The following is an 18,838-nucleotide window of genomic DNA, read 5'->3' on the forward strand; positions in this document are numbered from 1 at the left end:
GTCCGGGCTACGTCAGGCCGGGCCGCGTCGGGCAGGGTCTCGCGGCTTCGTGGGGGAGAAGCCGCGAGACCCGGTCACCGGCGGCCGTCCGGTCGTCCGGCCGTCAACCGGACGTCGTCCACCGCTGCTCGGAGCCGCCGGTGCAGGGCCACTGGACGACCGGGGCGCCCGGCGTCGTGCTCGAACCGCCGACCGCGGCGCACAGGCCGCTCGCCCGGTTGCTGATCTGCGCGAAGCCCGTGTCCGGGTTCGAGCCGAAGTACCAGGTCTGCTCCGGCCCCTTGTCGCAGCCGTACTGGATCAGCTGGACGCCGGCGTTCGGTGAACTCGCCGGATCGGCCAGGCACTTGCCGCTGTTCTTGTTCACGATCTCGTAGCCGCCACCGGAGTTCGGCATCGGGTAGAGGCCCCAGTACTGCTCGGCGCCGCCGTAACAGGAGCACTGGATGATCCCGGCCCCGCCCGCCGTGCTCCCGGCCCCGACCGACAGGCAGTGCTGGCTGTTGTAGTTCCAGAGCTCCACGATCTCCCCGTCCCTGACCGAGGGGGACGAGGCTCCGCCGCCCTGCCCCGTCGCGGTCGGCGCCGACGCCGAGGCCGGCGTCGCCCCGACGGCGAACGCGAGCGCGGCGAGGAGCCCGAGGGCCCCCGTGCCGAGCCTCGTCCGGGGGCGGGCCGCTGTGCTGTGGCCACTGGTTGCCATGGGTGGTCTCCTCCGGGTCGGCGTCACGCGGTGCGGATGTCCCACCACTGCTGGGACTGGAAGTTCTTGACCCACAGCTGGGTCTGGGCGCCGTCGCCGGCGACGTTGATGTCGCGGTCCAGCACGGTGTTGTTGCCGTTGTTGTAGCGGACGTTGTAGATGGCCAGGTCCCCGGACGGGTGGTACCACTTCTGCTGGGTGGTGCCGTTGCACTGCCACAGCTGCACCCGGGTGCCGTTGCCGCCGCCGCCGTTGGTGTCGGCGTCCAGGCACATGCCCGGGAACCGCACGTTCTCCAGGCTGCCGTCGGTGGACAGGAACCACTCCTGCTGGGCGGTGCCGTTGCACCCCCACACCTGCACCCGGGTGCCGTTGCCGCCGTTGGTGGCGTCGGCGTCCAGGCACTGGCCCGTGGTCCCCCGGTACAGGCTGTAGATCCGGACGTACAGGCCCGCGGTGAGCGCGCCGGACTGGGTGCCGGCCTGGGTGCCGGGCGCCTGGCCCTGGCTCCAGGCCACGTGACCGGCACCACCGGCACCACCGGCGGACTCGGCGCCCTGGGCGGACGCCGCGCCCGTGGCGCCGACGACGAGGGCTGCCGTGGCGACGGCGACGGCGGCCAGCTTCTTGTGAACGATCACGGGTCCTGTTTCCTCTCGGGGCTGGACTGTGCGGTGAATCCAGCAAACGCCAAGCCGATCGACCGATCGAATGATTCGATTTCTTTCGAAGGGGCTGGCGAAGGGGGAGCGCTCGTGATCCGGATCCGCCTGGGGGCCCGGGGGTTGGGGGGCGTCAGGTTCGCGGTCTCACCGGTGGGCGCGGCGAAGGACCTGCTGCGCCTCGTCGGCTTCAGCCCGGGCACGCTCACCCCGCAGTGGCGGGCCAGGGCGACGGAGGCGCTGTCCCGCAACCGGCTGGGGCTGCTGGCCGTGGTCGGCGGCGGCGGTCCGCTCGGGTACGCGCCGGACTTCATCCGGCCGGAGCCCCCGGCGTTCCTGACCGACATCGACACGGCGCTGCACCAGATCGCGACGACCCCGCGGGAGCGGGTCCACTACGAGCTGGCGGGGGCCGTCAACGGGCACGCGTGGGACCGGGGTTCCGGCCACCCGCCGCCGCGGCAGCTGCTGCGGGCGCTGGAGCGGGGGGAGGAGTACGTCGCGCGCCGCCTCGCCGACGAGATGGCGCGGTTCTGGCACGGGGCACTGGCGTCGTCGTGGCCGGGGATCCGGGCCAGGCTGGAGGCCGACGTCACCGCGCGGGCCTCGGAGATCGCCCGGCTCGGGCTCGCCGAGGCGCTCAACCACCTGGCCCCGAACCTGGAGTGGCGCGACGGCGAGCTGATCGTGCACCTGCGGACGGGCAGCATCCACCGGCTGACGGTCGACGCGGACGCGGTGATCCTGACGCCGAGCGTCTTCGTCGACTGGGCGCTGTTCTGCGCGGGCGAGCCGCCCGGCGTACCGGCCCCGCGCACCCCGCTGATCGTCTATCCCGCCGGGCAGGCGGACTGCCTGGCACCGGAGCGGGACCACCCCCTGATCGGCGCGATGCGGCGCAAGCTGCTGGCGGAGCTCAGCCAGCCGCGCTCCACGACGGAGCTCGCGCAGCGGCTGTACCTGAGCCCGGCCACGGCTTCCTACCACCTGCAGATCCTCCACCGGGCCGGCCTCGTGACCCGGACCCGGCAGTCCCGGCACGTCCTCTACCAGCGGCTCGGCGGAGCGGTGTAGACGTACGCGCGCCCCGCGCCGCCGCCCGGGGAGGACGAGGGGCGCGGGGCGCGGAGTGGGAAGTCGGCCGGGCCGACTTCCCACTCCCGTCAGTGCGGCGCCGGCACGGGGTTGTCCGGACTGTCCAGCCACACCGTCTGCCCCTCGGGCGTGGCGGTGAGCCCGAACCGGTCGAAGCCGGGGTGCCCCCGGCGACGCCACCAGCGCCAGGCCGCCTCCACCTCGTCCCACAGGCCGCGGGGGCCGGACTGCACCACCTCGTAGGCGGTCCGGCCGGGCTCCCAGTCGGCGGTGGCCCAGGACGTGACGGCCGTGTCGTGGAGCCACAGCGTGTACGTGCCGTCGGCGTACCGCTCGGTCAGCGGGAACGCGCCGGGCACCTGCACGCCGATGGCGAACATGGCCGGCCACCCGCCGACGGCATCTGGGGAGAGGGACGTCGACGTCCGCGTGCCGTCGGCCGGCCACGGCCCGGACAGGTACTCCAGGCTGCCGGGCCGAACGGTCCGCTGCCGGCGCAGCCGCATGAAGGCGGACGACCTGACGAACCGGCCGCTCGCCGTGCCGTCGTCGCCGACCGTGAGCCGGACGACGGCCTCCCCGCCGTACTCGGGCGCCCACGGGGCGACGATCACGGCGCCGGGCCGGGACTGCTCGATCCAGGTGTACGGAATCCGGTGGACCGAACAGGTGGCGATCACCCGGTCGAACGGCGGGCCGTCGGCGAAGCCCTCCGAGCCGTCGCCCACCACGAGCCGGGGCCGGTACCCGGCGCGTGCGAGCCGGTGCCGTGCGGCGGCCGCGCTGTCCTCGTCCACCTCGACCGAGACGACGTTCCCGGCCCCCGCGCGATGGGAGAGCAGAGCGGCGTTCCACCCGGTGCCGGTGCCGATCTCCAGCACCCGGTCGCCGTCCGCCACACCCAGGGCGGCGAGCATGGAGAACACCATGGTCGGCATGGAGTTGGAGGAGGTGGGCACGGTGCCGCGGTCGAACCCGCTGTGCTCGCCGTCGTCCCACTGCGTGGTGAGCGGCGCGTCGGAGTAGACGGCGCCCAACCACCCGTCCGGATCGGCGAAGCGGTGCACGGACTCGCCCTGGCGCACCCCGTCCGCCCGGCCCGGCCAGATCAGGTCAGGGACGAACCAGTGGCGCGGAACGGCGTGGTACGACGCCAGCCAGTCGGGGGCGAGGGACCCGTTCGCGATGAGCGCGGAGGCCAGCCTGGCCCGGCCGGCCTCCGCTTCGTGCCGGTCGCTCACGCGTCAGTGCCCGGACGTCGGGCCGCTGCCGTCCGAGGTGTTCCCGCCCTCGTCGCTGCCGCCGCCACCGTGCTTGTTGCCGCTGCTGGAGTCGTCCTGCTGACCGCCGCCCTGGCCGTTGCCCTGGCCGCCACCGTGCTTGCCACCGTCGAACTCGGGCATGCGCTTCCCCTTTTTGCTGTCGGTCAACTCCCGTGCTGCTCACGGGTGTCAGTGAGCACGTTAGGCGTGTCCGATGCGAGGGCGGGCGCGTGATTCTCGGGTATTCGAGCCGCTGGGAGCGGAGTTCGCGGGGATTCCTCACCCGTCCCCGAGAGCCCGGCGGCACCGCGCGATGACCCGGTGGGCGTCGGCGCCGTAGACGGCGGAGTCGGCCAGCGTGTCCCAGACGCGCCGGTACAGCGCCACGTTGTCCGGCTGGTCGAGCCAGAGTTCGGCGTGCCAGTCCTCGACGACGACGAGCCGGTCGTCGTGGATCCAGAAGCCGTTGGCCGGCGGCAAGGTGAGCGAAGCCTCGAACGGGACGATGCCCAGGGAGACGGTGTCCAGCCCGATAACGCCGCTGAGCCGGTCGAGTTGGGCGGCCATCACGGCCGGGGGGCAGATCAGACCGCGCAGCGCGGATTCCCACATGACGATGTGGTACTTCCGGCCCGGCCGGTACAGGCTCTCCTGCCTCTGGACGCGGGCGCGTACGGCTTCCTCGACGTCGCGCGGTGACCGGTGGAGGTCGACGAAGGCGCTGAAGACGTGCCGGGCGTAGTCGGGCGTCTGGAGCAGGCCGACGATCGTGGAGTTCTGCCATGCGCGCATGACCGTCGAGCGGTCGTGTTCGGCGGTCAGCGTGTCCTGCACCGGCTTGTGCCCGGCGGCCAACTGCCGCCGCCAGGAGCGGGTTCCCGATTCGAAGGCGCGCAGCCTCGCCGACAGCTCGGCCGCCGCCCCGGGCTGCCCGACGCCTTCGGCCCACGCCTTGAGGTCGTCGTGGGTGGCCGTCTGCCGGCCGGTCTCCAGCTTGCTGACCTTGGACTGCGTCCAGCCCAGCCGGTCGGCCAGTTGCCGACCAGTGAGACCGCCCCCGGCGCGCAGCTCACGGAGCCGCAGGCCGAGGGCGGTTCTGGCGTGCTGGAAGTCGGTGCTCACATGCCGGACGGTACCCCAGCGGCGAACTCGCGGTGCGGGGTGGCGTAGTGCCAGGCGGCGTCCCGCTCCTGGCAGGCGCGGGCCACCTTCACCGGGTCGGTGATCACCTCGATCTCGGTGATGTCGTCCTCGGCGTCGAAGTGCAGCAGGGCGAGGTAGCGCGAGTCGAACAGCCAGGCGTCCTCCGCCGGGAGGCCGAGCCGCTCGGCGTCGGCACGCCAGAGGTAGCGGATGTCCTCGCCGACCAGGCCGTTCCGCTCGGAGTTGTTGAGCAGGTACCGCTGCCCGACGGTGGGCGGGTTGTCCATGATGCGCACCCGCTCGAACCGCTTGCCCAGGTCCGTCTGCTCGCGGCGCGTGCGGCACCAGGGGTGGTCCAGGTCCCACGCGGGGGCCTGTCCGGCCACGAACTGCCGGTAGGTCTCGGACTCCTCGTCCGACCGGTAGCGGCGGCGGGTCTCCAGCCGGAAGGCCGTGTGCCGGCAGCTCGTGAACATCTCCTCGAACTCGTCGTAACTGACCAGCACGCGTTCGCGGTCCACGTCGCGCGGCGCGAAGTCGGCGAGCAGGGTGCGGGGCACGGTCACGAACCCCTCGCCGGGCTTGACGGCGCGGAACTGGGCGATCTCGTCGGGATCGGTCACCAGGTCTCCCTGCACGATCACCTCCCCGGTGTCCGCGTCCTCGTAGAGCGTCGGGCATCCGTTGTTGTCCGAGGTGCTCCCGATGTACCGCAGTCGTCGGCTCATGGCCACTCCCCTCGAAGTCGATCAGGCTGACTCAGGATGCCCGGAGGATCACGTGGAGTGAGTGATGATTCTCGAATATTCTCCTGCGGTGGGCGGTTGGTGTGGTGCTCCCTCGCGCCTGCCGGGCCCGTGACGCCGCCTGGCACCACGCGGTGCGCTACGCGGAGTTCCGGGCTCAGGTAGTTTCCGTCATGTGAGTACCGACTTTCAGCAGGCACGGGTTGCTCTCGGTGCCCGGATGCGTGAACTCCGCACCGAGAGCGGCTTGTCCGGCCGCGCCCTGGCCGCGCTGTTGGGTTGGCCGCAGTCCAAGGTCAGCACGTTGGAGAACGGAAGGCAGTCGCCCGGCACGGCGGATCTGGTCGCGTGGGCGGAGGCCGTCGGCAGGCCTGACGCCGCTGCCGAACTCGTGGGCCGACTACGGACGCTGGAGACGCAGTACCGGTCATGGAGGCGCCAGCTCGCGGGTGGCGCGCGACCGGTGCAGGAGGCGCATGCCGCGCAGGGAAGGAAGACCGGGCATCGTCAGTCGTTCGATCCGACGCTCATTCCCGGCCTGCTGCAGACGGCTGAGTACGCTCGGGCGGTCCTCGCCCGGTACACCAGGGTTCATCCCTCGATCCGTGATGTCGAGGCGGCGGTGGCGGCTCGGATGGAGCGCCAGAGGGTGCTCGCCGATCGCTCGCGTTCGTTCCACTTCCTGGTGTGGGAAGGGGCGCTCCTGTCCCGCCTCTGCTCGCCGGCCGTGATGGCCGCCCAGATGAAGGCTTTGATGCCGTGGCTGGCGGGTGGGAACGTCCGGTTGGGAATCGTTCCTTTTGAGGCCGATCTGCAAGTGCCCGTGGGAGTCGGGTTCTCGATCCATGACGGCACGTTGGTGATCACCGAGTCCTGGCACGCGGAGATGTGGCTGGACGATCCGGCGGACGTCGCGCTCCACACCCGGGCATGGGACGCGCTGGCGGAGAGCGCCGTGTACGGTCCGGCGGCACACCGGGTGATCGTCAGGTCCTGGCGGGTGCCGCGTCATGATCACTGAGGAAGCAGGTCCCTCTGTCGGCGGGCCCTTGCGGAGCGCAAGGGCCCGCCGGGTGGCGGACAACGGTCCCCGGCGCCGGGGACGACGGCGTCGGAGCGGTTCGGTGGGGTGTCTGCGCAGGAAGTCGGGCGGGCCGACTTCCTGCGCACAGGGTTCAGGCGTGGTGGTCGAACTCGCCGGCCTTGATGCCGTGGAGGAGAGAGGCGAGGGCGATGGGGGTGGTACGGAGGGTGAGGTGGCCCTCGTCGGACTCGCGGAGTTCGACTGTGTCGCTGGCCGTACGGACCTCGACGCACTCGTTGGTTGCGCCGCTGTAGCTGGACTTCTGCCAGTTGGACTCTCGCATTGCTGTTCTCCGTTTCTGCCTGGCAGATCGGATGGAGTGTCCTGTTGCGCCCCTCGCCCTGGGGAGGGCGAGGGGCGCGGAGAGGAACCGTCAGGCGTGGTGGTCGAACTCGCCGGCCTTGATGCCGTGGAGGAGAGAGGCGAGGGCGATGGGGGTGGTACGGAGGACGAGGTGGCCCTCGTCGGACTCGCGGAGGTTGACTGCGCCGCCGACCGTACGGACCTCGACGCACTCGTTGTTTGCGGCGCTGTAGCTGGACTTCTGCCACTCTGAACTACGCATACGTATGGTTCACATCCTCCATGACGGATCGAATGAAATCACGTGATCCTTCTTCGGAGAGTGCTGTGGAGTCCAGACGAGAGAAGATCGCCCGGTGCTTGGCCAGGTCTGCTGGGGAGTCGAAGAACAGTGCACCTTGGGTGACGTCCATCTGGATGGTGTCCAACTCGGGGACAGGGCCTTCGGCGAACGTGAGGTTCTCGCCGGAACCGGGGAAGGTGTCGACGGCGAAGGGCACGACGCGGACTGAGATGCCGGGCCGTTCGGAATCGTCGAGCAGTGAACCGAGCTGTCCGATGAGCACCTTGAGGCCACCGAACTGCATCCGAAGTGCAGCCTCGTGGATGAACACCTGGAGGGGGATCGCACCCGAGCGAACGACCTCTTGCCGCTTGAGCCGGAAGGCCGTCCTGGTGTCGATGTCCTGCGGCGGCAACGGAGGGAAGATCCGGGCGAACACGGCCGAGGCGTAGTCGCTGGTCTGCAGCAGTCCGGGCACGTAGGTGGTCGTGCAGATGGTCAGCCGCTTGGCGCGGTTCTCAAGCTCTGCCACCTCAAGGAAGTCGATGGTCAGGGTGCCACGGTACTTCTCCCACCATCCCTTCTCCCGCTCCAGGGCCATGTCAACGAGGGCGTTGATCAGCGGCTGGTTGACGCAGTTGCAGGCCGAGGCGAGGGTCCGCAGGCGCTCGGGGCTGACGCCGATCTTCGCCTTCTCCATCTGCGTCATCTGTCCGGGGCTGATGCCGAGAGTGCGAGCGAGTTGGCTACCACCGAGCTCGGCTTGCTCCCGGATTCTCCGCAGCTCAGAGCCAAGCCGCCGTTGACGGAGGGTCGGATTGGAGCGAAGGGGCATGGCGTCCTTTCTGCCTGTGCTGGGGCCAGTGTGCCGCGCTGGCCACGTGCAGGTCCATCTGAGAGCCACACGATAGAGCGAATTTGTAGGCGTCGGCCTAAAAACTCAGGGAGGGGTGCGCTACGGTCGATCTCACATCGGTCCGACGGATCGTCAGTAACGCCTGCTAGCAAGCACCGCAGAGCAGCCATGTCCTTCTCCACGGCCTGGCTCACGGCGACACATGTTCCGCCGGTTCCCCCTCACTCACGCCTCGGGAGAACTCCCATGCGTCACATCAACACCCCCACCATCGCCGTCGCGCGACAGACCCTCCGCAACACCATGACCCGCGTCGGCTGGCCCGCCTCCCCGATCTTCGACGCGCAGCTCGCGCTCTGCGAGCTCCTCGTCAACGCCTGGCGGCACACCGAGACCCCCGCGCCGCTGGTCGAGATCATCTCCGAGGGGGACGTCCTCCGGGTCTCCGTCACGGACGAGAGCCCGGTGCTGCCCTCCAGCCCGCCGCTGTCCCTGCTCGCCGAGTCCGGCCGGGGCCTCCAGCTCGTCGCCGCCCTCACCCACGGCTGGGGCGTCGACCCCCACGAGCGTGCCAAATCCGTCTGGTTCGAGCTGCGGAAGGGCGCCGTCTGATGATCTACCGCCCCGGCCGTCACCCGATGCTGCCGACCGACCCCCGGATCCGCTACTACACCGAGGACCACATCAGCGCCCTCCTGGACGAAGTCGTGGAGCGGGGGCGTGAGTTCGGCCTGATCTTCCCCTCGATCGGCACCGACCGGACCATGGACGGCCGCGTCCTCGTCCGCTTCAACACGGCGCCGGCCTCAACGCTCCTCAACCTCCTCACCCTGCTCCTCGACGCCGAGCGCAGGACCGCGTGCGATACCTGATCGGGACGGCCTTCGCCGTCCTCCTCGCCCTCGCGACCGCCATCGTCGCCCTGGGCATCGTCACCATCCTCCGCGCGGCCCCGCCGCCCGACGAGGACGCCTGACCCCGCCAGCCCCCGCCGCCCACGCGCCGGGGGCTGCGGCACTGCTTCCTTCACGCCCTTGACGGCCCTTCACTGGCGGGGCCGTGGTCCAGTTCATCGCCGGCCGGACAGTGAGGTCGACGACGGTGGCAACGGCGGTTCGTGAGCAGTTGGCCAAGGCGCGGCGCTCAGCGGTGCATCTGGAGATGCGCGACAGCTACATGCCGGACGACCCCGAGTTCATCGCCTGGGAGCAGGGAAAGCGGCTTGATCCGGCGGACCGCGAGTCCTGGTGGCGGTCGTGGCTGGACGTGGTGGCCGAGGCGACCGGCCGTGGGGTCGCCGTGCGCCGACTGCGTGTCGTCTCCGAGCCGGTGACCGACTACATCCGGTACGAGTACGACGTGACGTTCCCGAACGTCGCGGCGGGGGAGGACGTGCGGTGGCTGCCGCGCTCCCGCGCCGGCGACCTGCTCCTGTCCGGCCTGGACGGCTGGGTCATGGACGACGAGGTGGTGATCCTGCACCACTTCGCCGGGAACGGGCAGTGGGCCGAGGCCGGTATGGAGGTCCGGACCGATCCGGACCTGGCCCAGCGGTACCTGGCGGCCTACGAGGTCGCATGGGAACGGGCGACGCCGCACGCGGACTACCGTCCCGTCTGACCGACCAACCGTCCATGGGGCCGTCCCGGCATCAGCCCCTGCCAGCCCGGCGGCGACTCGCACCGACCGCGCCACGGACGGGTGGTCTTTCCCCGAACCCCCGCGCCCGGGAGTGCCGGGCGCCGGGGCGGCCGGGTGAAGATCCAACCGCCCGTCCGGTGGAGGTGGTGCGGGAGGTGGGCGGGGCTGCGCGCGAGCGCCGGCCGAGGGCGGGGGGAAATCCGGTTGCCGCGGGGCGCCGTCCCGATCATGATCTCCCGCATGGACTTTTGATGACTGCCACGTAGTACGTACCTGTCGCGCGATCGACCTCGGAGCCTGACGAACCGGCCCCGGGGCGATGGGTCGCGCCCCTCGTGAGCATCCGTCAGAGAGCGGGAGCAGCCGAGTGAGTTCGGCATGCCCTCCCGCTGAGTCCTGAAAGCACCCAACACACACATGAATACCGACCGCAAGGCCCTGTGGGCCGTGCGTCAGTCCGCCCTGCCCACCGTCGTCCGGCCCTGCCCGGACTGCCCCGGCACACGGCACCGCGCCTCGGGGAAGATCCGCGTCAACGCGAACGGCAAGCTGCTCGACGTCTGGCTGCTGCTGAGCTGCGCGACGTGCGACCGGACCTCGAAGGCGCCCGTCCACGAGCGCGCCCACGTCTCGACGCTGGAGCCGGCCCGGCTGGTGGCGTACGAGACCAACGACCCGGCAGCGGTACGGGAGTTGGTGATGAGCGCGTCGCTCGCGGCGAAGAACCGGTACCGGCTCGACTGGACCGGGACGTGGGAGCTGGAGGCCCGCATGCCGCTGTACGCGCTCGACGACCCGAACCCGCTCCCGGTGCGGGTGCGCTTCGAGCTGCCCGCACCGGTCCGGGTGGAGCGGCTGCTCCAGCTCGGTCTCGGCCTGAGCCGGGCCGAGGTGCGCCGTCTGGTCGCGGACGGCCGGATCCGCCTGCCGTTCGCGCCGGACGCCAAGGCGCACCAGGAATTCGAACTCACCATCCACGGCCCCGGTTCCGTCGACGCGGCCAAACACGCGAAGTCCCCCGACGCGCCCGCCGCCGAACCCACCGCCCCGGCCCGGATCGGGCTGCCGCCCGCACCCGGCAGGGAGTTCCCACGCCGGGCCGCGGCGGCCGGCAGTATCTGATAGGTCGGGCGGACGGCCTGCTCGCGATGGACGAGGAGGCCGCCGACACCGTCCGCGTCCCCGATCCGGCCCGCCCGCGTCCCGCGCGGGCGGGCCGGCCGCGGCAGCGGTCAAGGCCGCGGGATTCTTCCTCGGCTGATCGTCGGGGACGGGCAGCGCGGGCCGGCTCAGAACCGGTGCATGCAGTACAGGCCGCCGTAGTAGGGCGTGAGGTCGAGCCCGGAGCTCGAGTAGACGTCGGGGATGTGTTCCGGGACGCTCCACTCGTCGCCGAGTTCGTGGAGCCGGGTCCACCAGAGCGATCCGTAGTAGGCGTTCTCGTAGACGAAGTAGACGCAGTACAGGTAGTCGTTGAACCGGGCGATGGCGGGCCGGTAGCCGGTGCGGATCGGGTTCCCGTCGGTGTCCACCATGGGCTCGTCGGAACTCCACTCGTCCGTCTCGCTGTTGTAGGTGATGAGGTACAGCTCGTCCCCGCCGCGGTCGTGCACGCAGTACAGGTCGTTCTTGAAGCGTTCGACGACGGGTGCCCGGGCGACCTCGATGTCGCCGGGGACCAGCCGGTCGGTGCCCCAGGTCGCGGTGGCGGTGTCGTGGGTGATCCACCGCAGGAAGCCGTCCTCGTCGTCGTGCACGCAGTACAGGAGGCCGTCGTAGACGGTGGTCGCGGCCGGGTTGGTCGACCGGACCGCGACGTCCCGGTCGTCCTCCACCGGCCGGTGCGGGGACCAACCATGCTCGGGGCCCTCCGAGTTGTAGCGCGTCCACCACAGGCGGGCGTCGTCCTCGGTGCGGTGGTTCACGCAGTACAGGAAGTCGTTGGCGTGCTGCACCGCGACCTGGTCGGACGCGAGCACGTAGTTGCCCTCGACGTCGTTGACGAAGAGCCTGGTGTACCAGGTGTCGTCCTCCTTCTGGTAGCGGTTGCACATCATCTGGAAGGGTTTCCAGCCGCCCGTGCCGAGGGACCAGAGCGAGTCCTTGTACACGTCGATGCCGGGACCGAAGGGGACGCTGCTGGTGGTGCCCCGCTCCTTCGACCAGCCGGTCTCGGGGTCGTAGACCGTCCACCGCATGTAGTTGCGCTCAGAGGTCCGTTGCCACCGCTTCCCCCCGCCGGCGTCGAACCGGCGGACGGGCTCGCGCCCGGACCCGGTGGGCGCGTCGTCGGCGTCCCGCTCGTGGGCGAGCCGGCCGTTGAGGTAGGTGGCCAGGACGGCGCGGTCGTCCCCCATCAGCGCGAAGGTGAACAGGAGTTCGCCGAGGGAGCCGGCGTTGGAGGTGCGGGCGGAGAGCAGCGGGGTGGCGTCCGGGTCGAGGACGATGAAGTCGGCCTCGTGCCCCGGTTCCAGCGAGCCGACGAGGTGGTCGAGGCGCATCGCCGAGGCCGAGCCGACGGTCGCCAGGTAGAACAGCTTGACCCCGGTCATCGGGAAGTCCCGCAGGGCGCCGACCTTGTAGGCCTCGCCCGCGGTCTGGAGCAGGGAGAGGCTGGTGCCGCCGCCGACGTCGGAGCCGAGTCCGACCAGTACCCGCCGGAGGGGGTCGGTGGCGCGGGGCATGTCGAACAGGCCGGAGCCCAGGAAGAGGTTGGACGTCGGGCAGTGCGCGACGCCGCTGCCGGTCTCGTACAGGCGCTTCCACTCGCGCTCGGACAGGTGCACGGCGTGGGCGAAGACCGCGCCGGGGCCGAGCAGGCCGTACGTCTCGTAGACGTCGACGTAGTCCTCGCACTCCGGGAACAGCTGGTGGACCTTCGCCACCTCGGCCTGGTTCTCCGCCAGGTGGGTCTGCAGGAGCGTGCCGGGGTACTCCCGCCAGAGCTCCCCGGCCGCGCGCAGCATCCCGGGGGTGCAGGCGACGGCGAACCGCGGGGTGACGGCGTAGATGCTGCGGCCGACCCCGTGCCACCGTTCGATCAGCTCCCTGGACTGCTCGTAGCCCACCTCGGGGGAGGCGTCGAGCAGTTCGGGCGGGGCCGCGCACTCCTCGCTGTCCATCAGCACCTTGCCGGCCGCGAGCCGCATCCCGCGACCGACGCTCTCCGCGAACAGCGCGTCGACCGACTCCGGGTAGGTGGCGCAGTTGACCAGGGCCGTGGTCGTGCCGTTGCGCAGCAGCTCGTCGCAGAACAGGGCCGCGACGTCGCGGGCGTAGTCCGGGTCGGAGAACCGGGCCTCCTCCGGGAAGACGTCCGCTCTGAGCCAGTCCAGCAGTTGGTTGCCGTAGGCGGCGATGATCCGGGTCTGAACGTAGTGGACGTGGGTGCTGACGAGGCCCGGGAGGATCAGCTTGTCGCGGTAGTGGACGATCTTCGTGTCGGGTGGGAGGCCGCGCACGAGGTCGCCGTAGTCCCCGGCCGCGACGATCTTCCCGTCCTCGCAGACCAGCAGCCCATCCTCCACGTAGACGAGCGCGTCCCCGTCGTCCTCGCCCTCGGGCGTCAGGAACGGGTCGTCGCGGAACCACACCAGGCCGCCCCGGACGGCCGTCACCGCCGGGCGGCACCGGCCGGCCGCCCCGGCGGACGGTTCGCCGGCCGCTCGGGTGTCGCGGGTGTCGCCGAGGCGGTCGGGTCCGCCGGGTCCGTCGTCGGAGAACGCAGAGGTTCGCATGGGGCTCACTCCCAAGAGGGCTGAGGCGGCTGCGAGGCCCGTCCGAGGCTCCGGGCTCCCTGTGCTCCCCACCGGACAGCAGGCCGGACGTGTGCGGACCGATCGGCCGCGAGGCGACTGCGCTCCCAGTCTCACGAGGGGCCGACCGGCGCTGCGCGCCGGATTCCGCCGGTCGAGTGGTCTTCGGCGGGACTGGCATAGGTGGGCCCTGGGCGGCCGACGCGCCCGGCCCCGCCGGTGCGGGGGAGCACCTTCCCGGGGCGACAGGGTCGTCGGACAGAAGGAGCGCGAGCTCGACACCCGGCACCGGGACGTGGAGGAGAACGGGCGGTACGACACCGTCCGGAACGTCGGCATGGGCCGGTACCCGGCCGTCGACGGCGACGACGCCGTCCTGAGCGACAACCCGGCGGACCGGGACGTGGCGCTGGAGAACCAGGGCCGCTTCAAGACCGCGGTGGTCGGCGACGGCAGGGCCCTGTCCCTGACCGGCGGCAAGGACAGCGCCCCGGTGGAGCCGACCGGCTCCACGGGGGTGAAGCCCAGCAGTGGTACTTCCAGAGCCGCGACGACGACTGAGACGCGCCCCGGAGCGGCTTTCGGCGGGGCGTGGACCCTGGCAAGGACTGTGGCCGGCGAAGCGGCGCGGCTCACTGCCGTCCGGCGGCGGGCGTGATCGGCCCGCCCGATGCGCCAGCCCTCCATGCCCCGCCCGCCGCCTGACCGCCACCTCGCGGCCGCCACTGACGCCGCACCGCTGTCCTCGGGTTGCGGCTCCGCCACGACCGCGGCCTCCGGCAGCCCTACCCCGTGCGGCACCCCGCCGCCGACCGCGCCCGGCGTGCCGCAGCCGACGACAGTTGCCCAGGGCGGGGCGCGGATCACCCGCTGTCAGCTTGAGTTGTCGGTTGGCCTGGCGTGTGCTGCCAGGCCAGCCGGACTCATTTCCTCCTGCCAGCTGTCAGATCCGGTACCAGGAGCGGAAGTCGGATCCAGGGGCGGGTTGGTCGATCGCCCAGGTGGTGCCTGCAACGTCGGTGGTCATGACGATCATGGCCCCGTTGTCGAGGAGTGTGACGCGCGGGTCCCCGGCGAAGGTCATGTTCGGGTTGCCGAGGTAGGCGCCGGTGCTGAACCCGGTGGTCGGGCCGCCCTGGCCGAACAGGGCGATGTGCCCGTTGCTCGTGCGGGCGACGATGTTGACGGTGCCCCCGGCTCCGGCGGACAGCACGATGCTGGTGGCGCCGCCGGTGCCGCCGCTGACGCTGATCCTGTACCACTCGCGGAACGGCGTCCCCGGCGCGGCCTGGTCGATGGCCCAGACGTCGCCGTTGACGTCGATGGCGGCCACGATCATGGTGCCGTTGGAGGCCGTGGTGACGCTCGGGTCCCCGGCGAAGACGGGCGAGGTGGTGCCGAGGTAGGCACCCGGGCTGTATCCGCTGGTGGGGCTGCCTTGGCCGAAGTAGCCGATGTGCCCGTTCGTCGTGCGGGCGAACAGGTTGGCGGTCCCGCCTCCCGCGGGCGACAGGACGGCCGCGGAGCGACCCGTGAGGCCGCCGCTGGCGCTGACCTTGAACCAGGCACCGAACGCGGCGCCGGGCGCGGGCTGGTTGGTCGCCCACAGGTCGCCGGCCGTGTCGACGGCGGTGACGATCATGCTGCCGTTGGCGGCGAGGTTGACGGCGGGGTCCTGGGCGAACACCGGCGCGGAACTGCCGACCGCCGCCGCGGGGCTGAAGGCCGAGGTGGGCCCGGTCTGGGCGTAGTCGACGATCTGGCCGGTACGGGTGCGGGCGAAGACGTGCACGGTGCCGCCGGAGGCCGGCGACAGGATCGGCGCGGGGTCCCCGGTGTGGACGCCAGGGCCGCTGAGCGCGTACCAGTCGCGGAAGCCGCCGGTGGTGCTCGTCTGGTTGGTCGCCCATAGGCTGCCGTCGGCGTTGGTCTTGACCGCGACGAGGGTGCCGTCGGCGGCGCGTGTCATCGCCGTCGCCGGGCTGCGCAGGCTCTGCCCGCCGTCCAGCGCCGTGACGGTGTGAAGGTTGCCCTGGGCGGCCAGGCGCGGCTGCCCGAGCCCGGTGGGCGTGCCCGGGTACATCAGCAGGCAGCCGGTGGGGCAGGTGGTGGACTGCGCCGTCCCGTCGGCGGTGTAGTAGGTCACCGGGGCGGCGGGGTCGGCCGGGGTGGTGGCGAGGACGTCGCCGGTGGACTGGCCCGGGGTCGGGGTGAACAGCCGGTAGCCCTTGCCGCTGTCGGCGACGGTGCCGTGCAGGTTGCCCGGGGTCGTGATCAGGGGCCGGTGCTGGGGGTCGAAGCCGGTGGCGTAGATCGTGCCGGTGACGGGGGCGCCGACCTGGTAGCCGAGACCGTCGGCGTTGCGGGCGCCTAGGACGAGGCGGACGCGTCCGTACTCGGCGTCGTTCGGGTCGGTGGTGTTGCGTCGGGCGAGCAGGTCGGGGATGCCGTCGCCGTTGACGTCGCCGGGGGCGAGGACGTCGTAGTCGCTCCAGCCGGAGGCGGAGACGACGGTGCCGGGCTTCAGTTTGTTGATGTCGGACTCGGTGGCCAGAGGCCCTGCGGCCGTACCGCTGTAGACAACGAGGGAGTCGCCGTCCTTGGCGATCAGGTCACTACCGGGATCGGTGTCGAGATTCCCGGCGGCGACGATCTGGCTGGTGCCCGACCAGTCGGCCCCGCTGGGATGGAGCAGTTCGGTGCGCTTGGACTCGTCTGGGGCGCCCATGCCGTTGCCGGGGTAGAGGTAGAGCCGGGTGCCCTGCTTGACGAGGAGGTCCTCGTAGCCGTCCGATGCCTGGCCCGGGCTCTGGCTGGCGAAGTCACCCCGGTGGGTGATCTGGGCGCCGGACCATCCGGGGTTGGCGACGGTCCGGGGCTGGTCGAAGGTGCCGTCGCCGCGGCCGGGGTAGAGAACGAGTTCGCCGGTGCTGGTGGCGGCCACCAGGTCGGCGTGTCCGTCGCCGGTCAGGTCCCCGGGTCGGTCACCGACGAGCGCCGCGTCGGTGGCGTCGTGGACGAAGTTGCTGCGGGCGGTGGTGATCAGCCTGGTGCTGGAGTTCGGGCCGCCGTCCGAGCCGTCATAGGGGGAGAGGTTGCCTGCCTTGTCCATGGCCTGGACGGTGAGTCGGTTGGTCGGCCACAGAGTAGGGGTCACGGAGACCGTGGCGGTCCCGTCCGGGCCGGCGTCCACCCAGGTCCCGCCGCAGCCCTGGTTGACCACGGGCAGGGGCTTGTTGAGGGAGTAGCAGAAGCCCTTCAGGCCGAACTGGTCGCTGGAGGCGAACTTGACCGTGCGCGGGGTGCGGGCGGGCACGTCCTCGATGTCGATGCTGTGGCCGTCGGCGGAGGTGACGGTCGGCTTGGACGGCGGGGTGCTGTCCACGTTGAAACCGCAGTCACGGCCGAAACCCGAGCCGGCGATGCCGTCCTCCGCCTGAACGTGCCACTTGTAGCGGCCGCCGTCACGCATCTTGGCCCAGCCGAGCCTCGTGATGGCCCAGGTCCCGTTGGGGGCAGAGGCCCGATCGACCAGGATGTACTGCCCGGTGTCGTGGTCCCAGGCCTCGAACTTGGCGCTCAGGGCGACGTCGCTGTCAGGGTCGGAGATCCTGGCGGTCAGGACGACGTCGTTGCGGCCGACGGTGGGCCAGGCGGCCGGGTCGCTGACGCACGGTACGTTGACGTTGCTGCTGCTGCCCGGCGTCCACTGCCCCTCCCAGGCCGCGTAGTCGTGGAGGACGGGGGGCCGGTTGTAGGTGATCTCCAGCCAGGGGTTGTTCTTGAACCGCTTGTAGCTGTTCTTGTTGCCGAGGTAGTTGTCCGGGGTGCGCAGTCCGAAGGTGACGCTGTCGTCGCCCCGGTCGGCGACGCCCTGGACGACCTGGCGCAGGTTCTCGGTGCTGAAGTCCGCGCCCTGCACACCGGGGCAGAAGCCGGGGTTGCCATGGGCGAAGGCCTTGGCATCGAGCTGCCAGATCCAGGAGGCTTGGTTGTTCCACGTCGGCGTGGTGGTGTTGATGGGGCCGGTGGCCCAGAGTTCGGTGTTACCCGCCGCGGCCGGGTCGCAGCCCCAGGAGTGGGTCTCCTCGACGTGGAAGGTCGCCGACATGATGGTGGCGCCGGCCAGGCCGCGGGTGTTCATCTCGAAGTAGGAGCGGGTGTTGCCGCTGCCGTTGTAGCCGACGCGGGGCTCGTCCGCCGGGTTGTCGGAGTGCCAGCCGTTGCCGTCCGGGTAGGCGTCGTTGGGCGTGGCGGAGTAGACGACCGCCCAGCGGTTGCGCCAGCCGTCGGTGAACGTCGGGTCGATGACGACCGGGAAGACGGTGTCGGCGCCGTGCAGCAGGTCGGCGTCCGGGGTGACCCGCAGGGTGTCTGCGGTGATCTCGGTGGCCATCGTCTTCGGCGCGTGCTCGCCACTGCCGGCGGCGGCCGGGTCCGACGGCGGGGTGCTGCCGGCGGACGGGGCCGCTGCCAGTGCGGCCTTGGCCTTCAACGGGGAGGCGGTGGCGGTGGGCTGCTGCTGTTGGGCAGCGGCGGCCGGGGCGTGGGAGTCCCACATCCGCGGGGCCTCCGCCGTGAAGACCGTGCCGCCGGCCGTGTCGGTCGCGGCGATCCGGCCGTCCTTGTCGGCGTTGAGCGTGATGCCCGCGGTCTTCAGGCCGTAGGTGACCTGGACCAGGCGGGGGTCGTTCACGGCCTGGCGGGTCTTGACGACCAGCTGGTGGGCGAAGCCGTCGGCCTCGGCGAGGACCTTCAGGTCCACCCCGGGCAGCACATCGCGGTACAGGGCTGTGCTGCCGTTCAGCTCGGGCTGCGGCAGCGGCGTCGGCCAGGTGATGGCGAGGGACTTGCCGTCCTTCTGCATGGTGGCCAGCGCGGTGCTGCCGCCGGCGGAGAACGTCATCGGGAAGACGGAGGCCTTCGGCGCGATGGTTCCGTCGGAACGGCGCTCCAGCGTGGCGTCGGCCGGCTGCCACTGCCCACCGACCTTCGCGCGGACCGGCCGCGCGTGCCGACGCAGGGTGAAGCTGCCGTCGGGGTTCGCCACGAGGTCGGTCGTCTCGTCCTGCCGGCCCGCGACCTCGACAGGCTTTCTGGTCTGATGAGCCTTCAAAAAAGCTTCTTGCTCAGGGGTGTTCGGTCGAGGGGTGGTGGAAGTTCTTCCGCTGTCCGCGCGGGCGGGAATTGGTCCCATCGCTGCGATTCCGACGGTGGCCGCTGCGATCAGCGCGGCCGCCGACTTTTGGGTCGTTCGCCCTATTCGGCGGGCGTTGTGATGGTGCATCCCCTTCACTTTCTGTTC

18 protein-coding genes are annotated in these 18,838 nt (G+C 71.2%); 7 read left to right on the top strand and 11 right to left on the bottom strand.

The window, feature by feature from the left end; translation table 11 throughout:
* Positions 1–103: 103 nt before the first annotated feature.
* Both ACFVXH_RS07865 and ACFVXH_RS07870 read right to left on the bottom strand, forming a co-directional pair.
* Entirely contained in the window at positions 104–703 is a 600-nt protein-coding gene (locus tag ACFVXH_RS07865) for an RICIN domain-containing protein (protein WP_387821337.1), read from the bottom strand.
* Between the two features lie 23 nt (positions 704–726).
* Positions 727–1,344 (bottom strand): RICIN domain-containing protein, encoded by a 618-nt coding sequence (locus tag ACFVXH_RS07870; RefSeq protein WP_387821340.1) that lies wholly within the window; start codon positions 1,342–1,344, stop codon positions 727–729.
* Between the two features lie 114 nt (positions 1,345–1,458).
* Here ACFVXH_RS07870 and ACFVXH_RS07875 point away from each other — a divergent pair, with 114 nt between their 5' ends.
* Positions 1,459–2,439, top strand: coding sequence for an ArsR/SmtB family transcription factor (locus ACFVXH_RS07875; RefSeq protein WP_387821343.1), 981 nt, complete (start codon positions 1,459–1,461; stop codon positions 2,437–2,439).
* Positions 2,440–2,528: 89 nt separating this feature from the next.
* Here the strand turns inward: ACFVXH_RS07875 and ACFVXH_RS07880 are convergent, their stop codons facing one another.
* The 4 genes from ACFVXH_RS07880 to ACFVXH_RS07895 form a co-directional block, all read right to left on the bottom strand.
* Positions 2,529–3,701, bottom strand: coding sequence for a methyltransferase domain-containing protein (locus ACFVXH_RS07880; RefSeq protein ID WP_387821346.1), 1,173 nt, complete (start codon positions 3,699–3,701; stop codon positions 2,529–2,531).
* 3 nt (positions 3,702–3,704) lie between these two features.
* Entirely contained in the window at positions 3,705–3,863 is a 159-nt protein-coding gene (locus ACFVXH_RS07885) for a hypothetical protein (protein ID WP_387821348.1), read from the bottom strand.
* Positions 3,864–4,001: 138 nt separating this feature from the next.
* A complete protein-coding gene (locus ACFVXH_RS07890; RefSeq protein WP_387821351.1) occupies positions 4,002–4,844 on the bottom strand; it encodes a helix-turn-helix domain-containing protein in 843 nt (280 codons plus the stop codon).
* Positions 4,841–5,593 (bottom strand): DUF6879 family protein, encoded by a 753-nt coding sequence (locus ACFVXH_RS07895; protein ID WP_387821354.1) that lies wholly within the window; start codon positions 5,591–5,593, stop codon positions 4,841–4,843. Before ACFVXH_RS07895 ends, ACFVXH_RS07890 begins: the two co-directional genes overlap by 4 nt.
* A 193-nt stretch (positions 5,594–5,786) precedes the next feature.
* Between ACFVXH_RS07895 and ACFVXH_RS07900 the strand changes: the two genes are divergently transcribed.
* Positions 5,787–6,632: a helix-turn-helix domain-containing protein gene (locus ACFVXH_RS07900; protein WP_387821357.1), complete on the top strand. Its 846-nt coding sequence runs from the start codon at positions 5,787–5,789 to the stop codon at positions 6,630–6,632.
* A 154-nt stretch (positions 6,633–6,786) separates the two neighbouring features.
* Here the strand turns inward: ACFVXH_RS07900 and ACFVXH_RS07905 are convergent, their stop codons facing one another.
* From ACFVXH_RS07905 to ACFVXH_RS07915, 3 genes are all read right to left on the bottom strand, one after another.
* The gene (locus ACFVXH_RS07905; RefSeq protein ID WP_387821359.1) at positions 6,787–6,978 is read right to left on the bottom strand and encodes a DUF397 domain-containing protein; all 192 of its coding nucleotides are present in this window, start codon (positions 6,976–6,978) and stop codon (positions 6,787–6,789) included.
* 90 nt (positions 6,979–7,068) lie between these two features.
* Positions 7,069–7,260, bottom strand: coding sequence for a DUF397 domain-containing protein (locus tag ACFVXH_RS07910; RefSeq protein WP_117485001.1), 192 nt, complete (start codon positions 7,258–7,260; stop codon positions 7,069–7,071).
* Positions 7,253–8,116, bottom strand: a complete 864-nt coding sequence (locus ACFVXH_RS07915; protein ID WP_117484999.1) for a helix-turn-helix transcriptional regulator — start codon at positions 8,114–8,116, stop codon at positions 7,253–7,255. The genes ACFVXH_RS07910 and ACFVXH_RS07915 overlap by 8 nt, the downstream gene beginning before the upstream one ends.
* A 267-nt stretch (positions 8,117–8,383) precedes the next feature.
* On the opposite strand from ACFVXH_RS07915, the gene ACFVXH_RS07920 reads away from it, so the two are divergent.
* From ACFVXH_RS07920 to ACFVXH_RS07935, 4 genes are all read left to right on the top strand, one after another.
* The gene (locus tag ACFVXH_RS07920; protein WP_117484996.1) at positions 8,384–8,749 is read left to right on the top strand and encodes an ATP-binding protein; all 366 of its coding nucleotides are present in this window, start codon (positions 8,384–8,386) and stop codon (positions 8,747–8,749) included.
* Positions 8,749–9,009, top strand: coding sequence for a hypothetical protein (locus tag ACFVXH_RS07925; RefSeq protein ID WP_375873987.1), 261 nt, complete (start codon positions 8,749–8,751; stop codon positions 9,007–9,009). The genes ACFVXH_RS07920 and ACFVXH_RS07925 overlap by 1 nt, the downstream gene beginning before the upstream one ends.
* Positions 9,010–9,238: 229 nt before the next feature.
* Entirely contained in the window at positions 9,239–9,757 is a 519-nt protein-coding gene (locus tag ACFVXH_RS07930) for a DUF6879 family protein (protein WP_387821363.1), read from the top strand.
* Positions 9,758–10,195: 438 nt separating this feature from the next.
* The gene (locus tag ACFVXH_RS07935) at positions 10,196–10,900 is read left to right on the top strand and encodes a DUF1062 domain-containing protein (RefSeq protein WP_387821366.1); all 705 of its coding nucleotides are present in this window, start codon (positions 10,196–10,198) and stop codon (positions 10,898–10,900) included.
* A gap of 167 nt (positions 10,901–11,067) precedes the next feature.
* On the opposite strand, the gene guaD is transcribed toward ACFVXH_RS07935, so the two are convergent.
* Positions 11,068–13,515: a guanine deaminase gene (gene guaD / locus ACFVXH_RS07940; protein ID WP_387821369.1), complete on the bottom strand. Its 2,448-nt coding sequence runs from the start codon at positions 13,513–13,515 to the stop codon at positions 11,068–11,070.
* Positions 13,516–13,828: 313 nt separating this feature from the next.
* Here guaD and ACFVXH_RS07945 point away from each other — a divergent pair, with 313 nt between their 5' ends.
* Entirely contained in the window at positions 13,829–14,191 is a 363-nt protein-coding gene (locus ACFVXH_RS07945) for a hypothetical protein (RefSeq protein ID WP_074005368.1), read from the top strand.
* A gap of 285 nt (positions 14,192–14,476) precedes the next feature.
* Here ACFVXH_RS07945 and ACFVXH_RS07950 read toward each other — a convergent pair whose 3' ends face one another.
* Positions 14,477–18,583, bottom strand: coding sequence for a hypothetical protein (locus ACFVXH_RS07950; protein ID WP_074005369.1), 4,107 nt, complete (start codon positions 18,581–18,583; stop codon positions 14,477–14,479).
* Positions 18,584–18,838 lie beyond the last annotated feature (255 nt).

Source organism: Kitasatospora sp. NPDC058184 (assembly GCF_042883725.1).
GTDB lineage: Bacteria > Actinomycetota > Actinomycetes > Streptomycetales > Streptomycetaceae > Kitasatospora.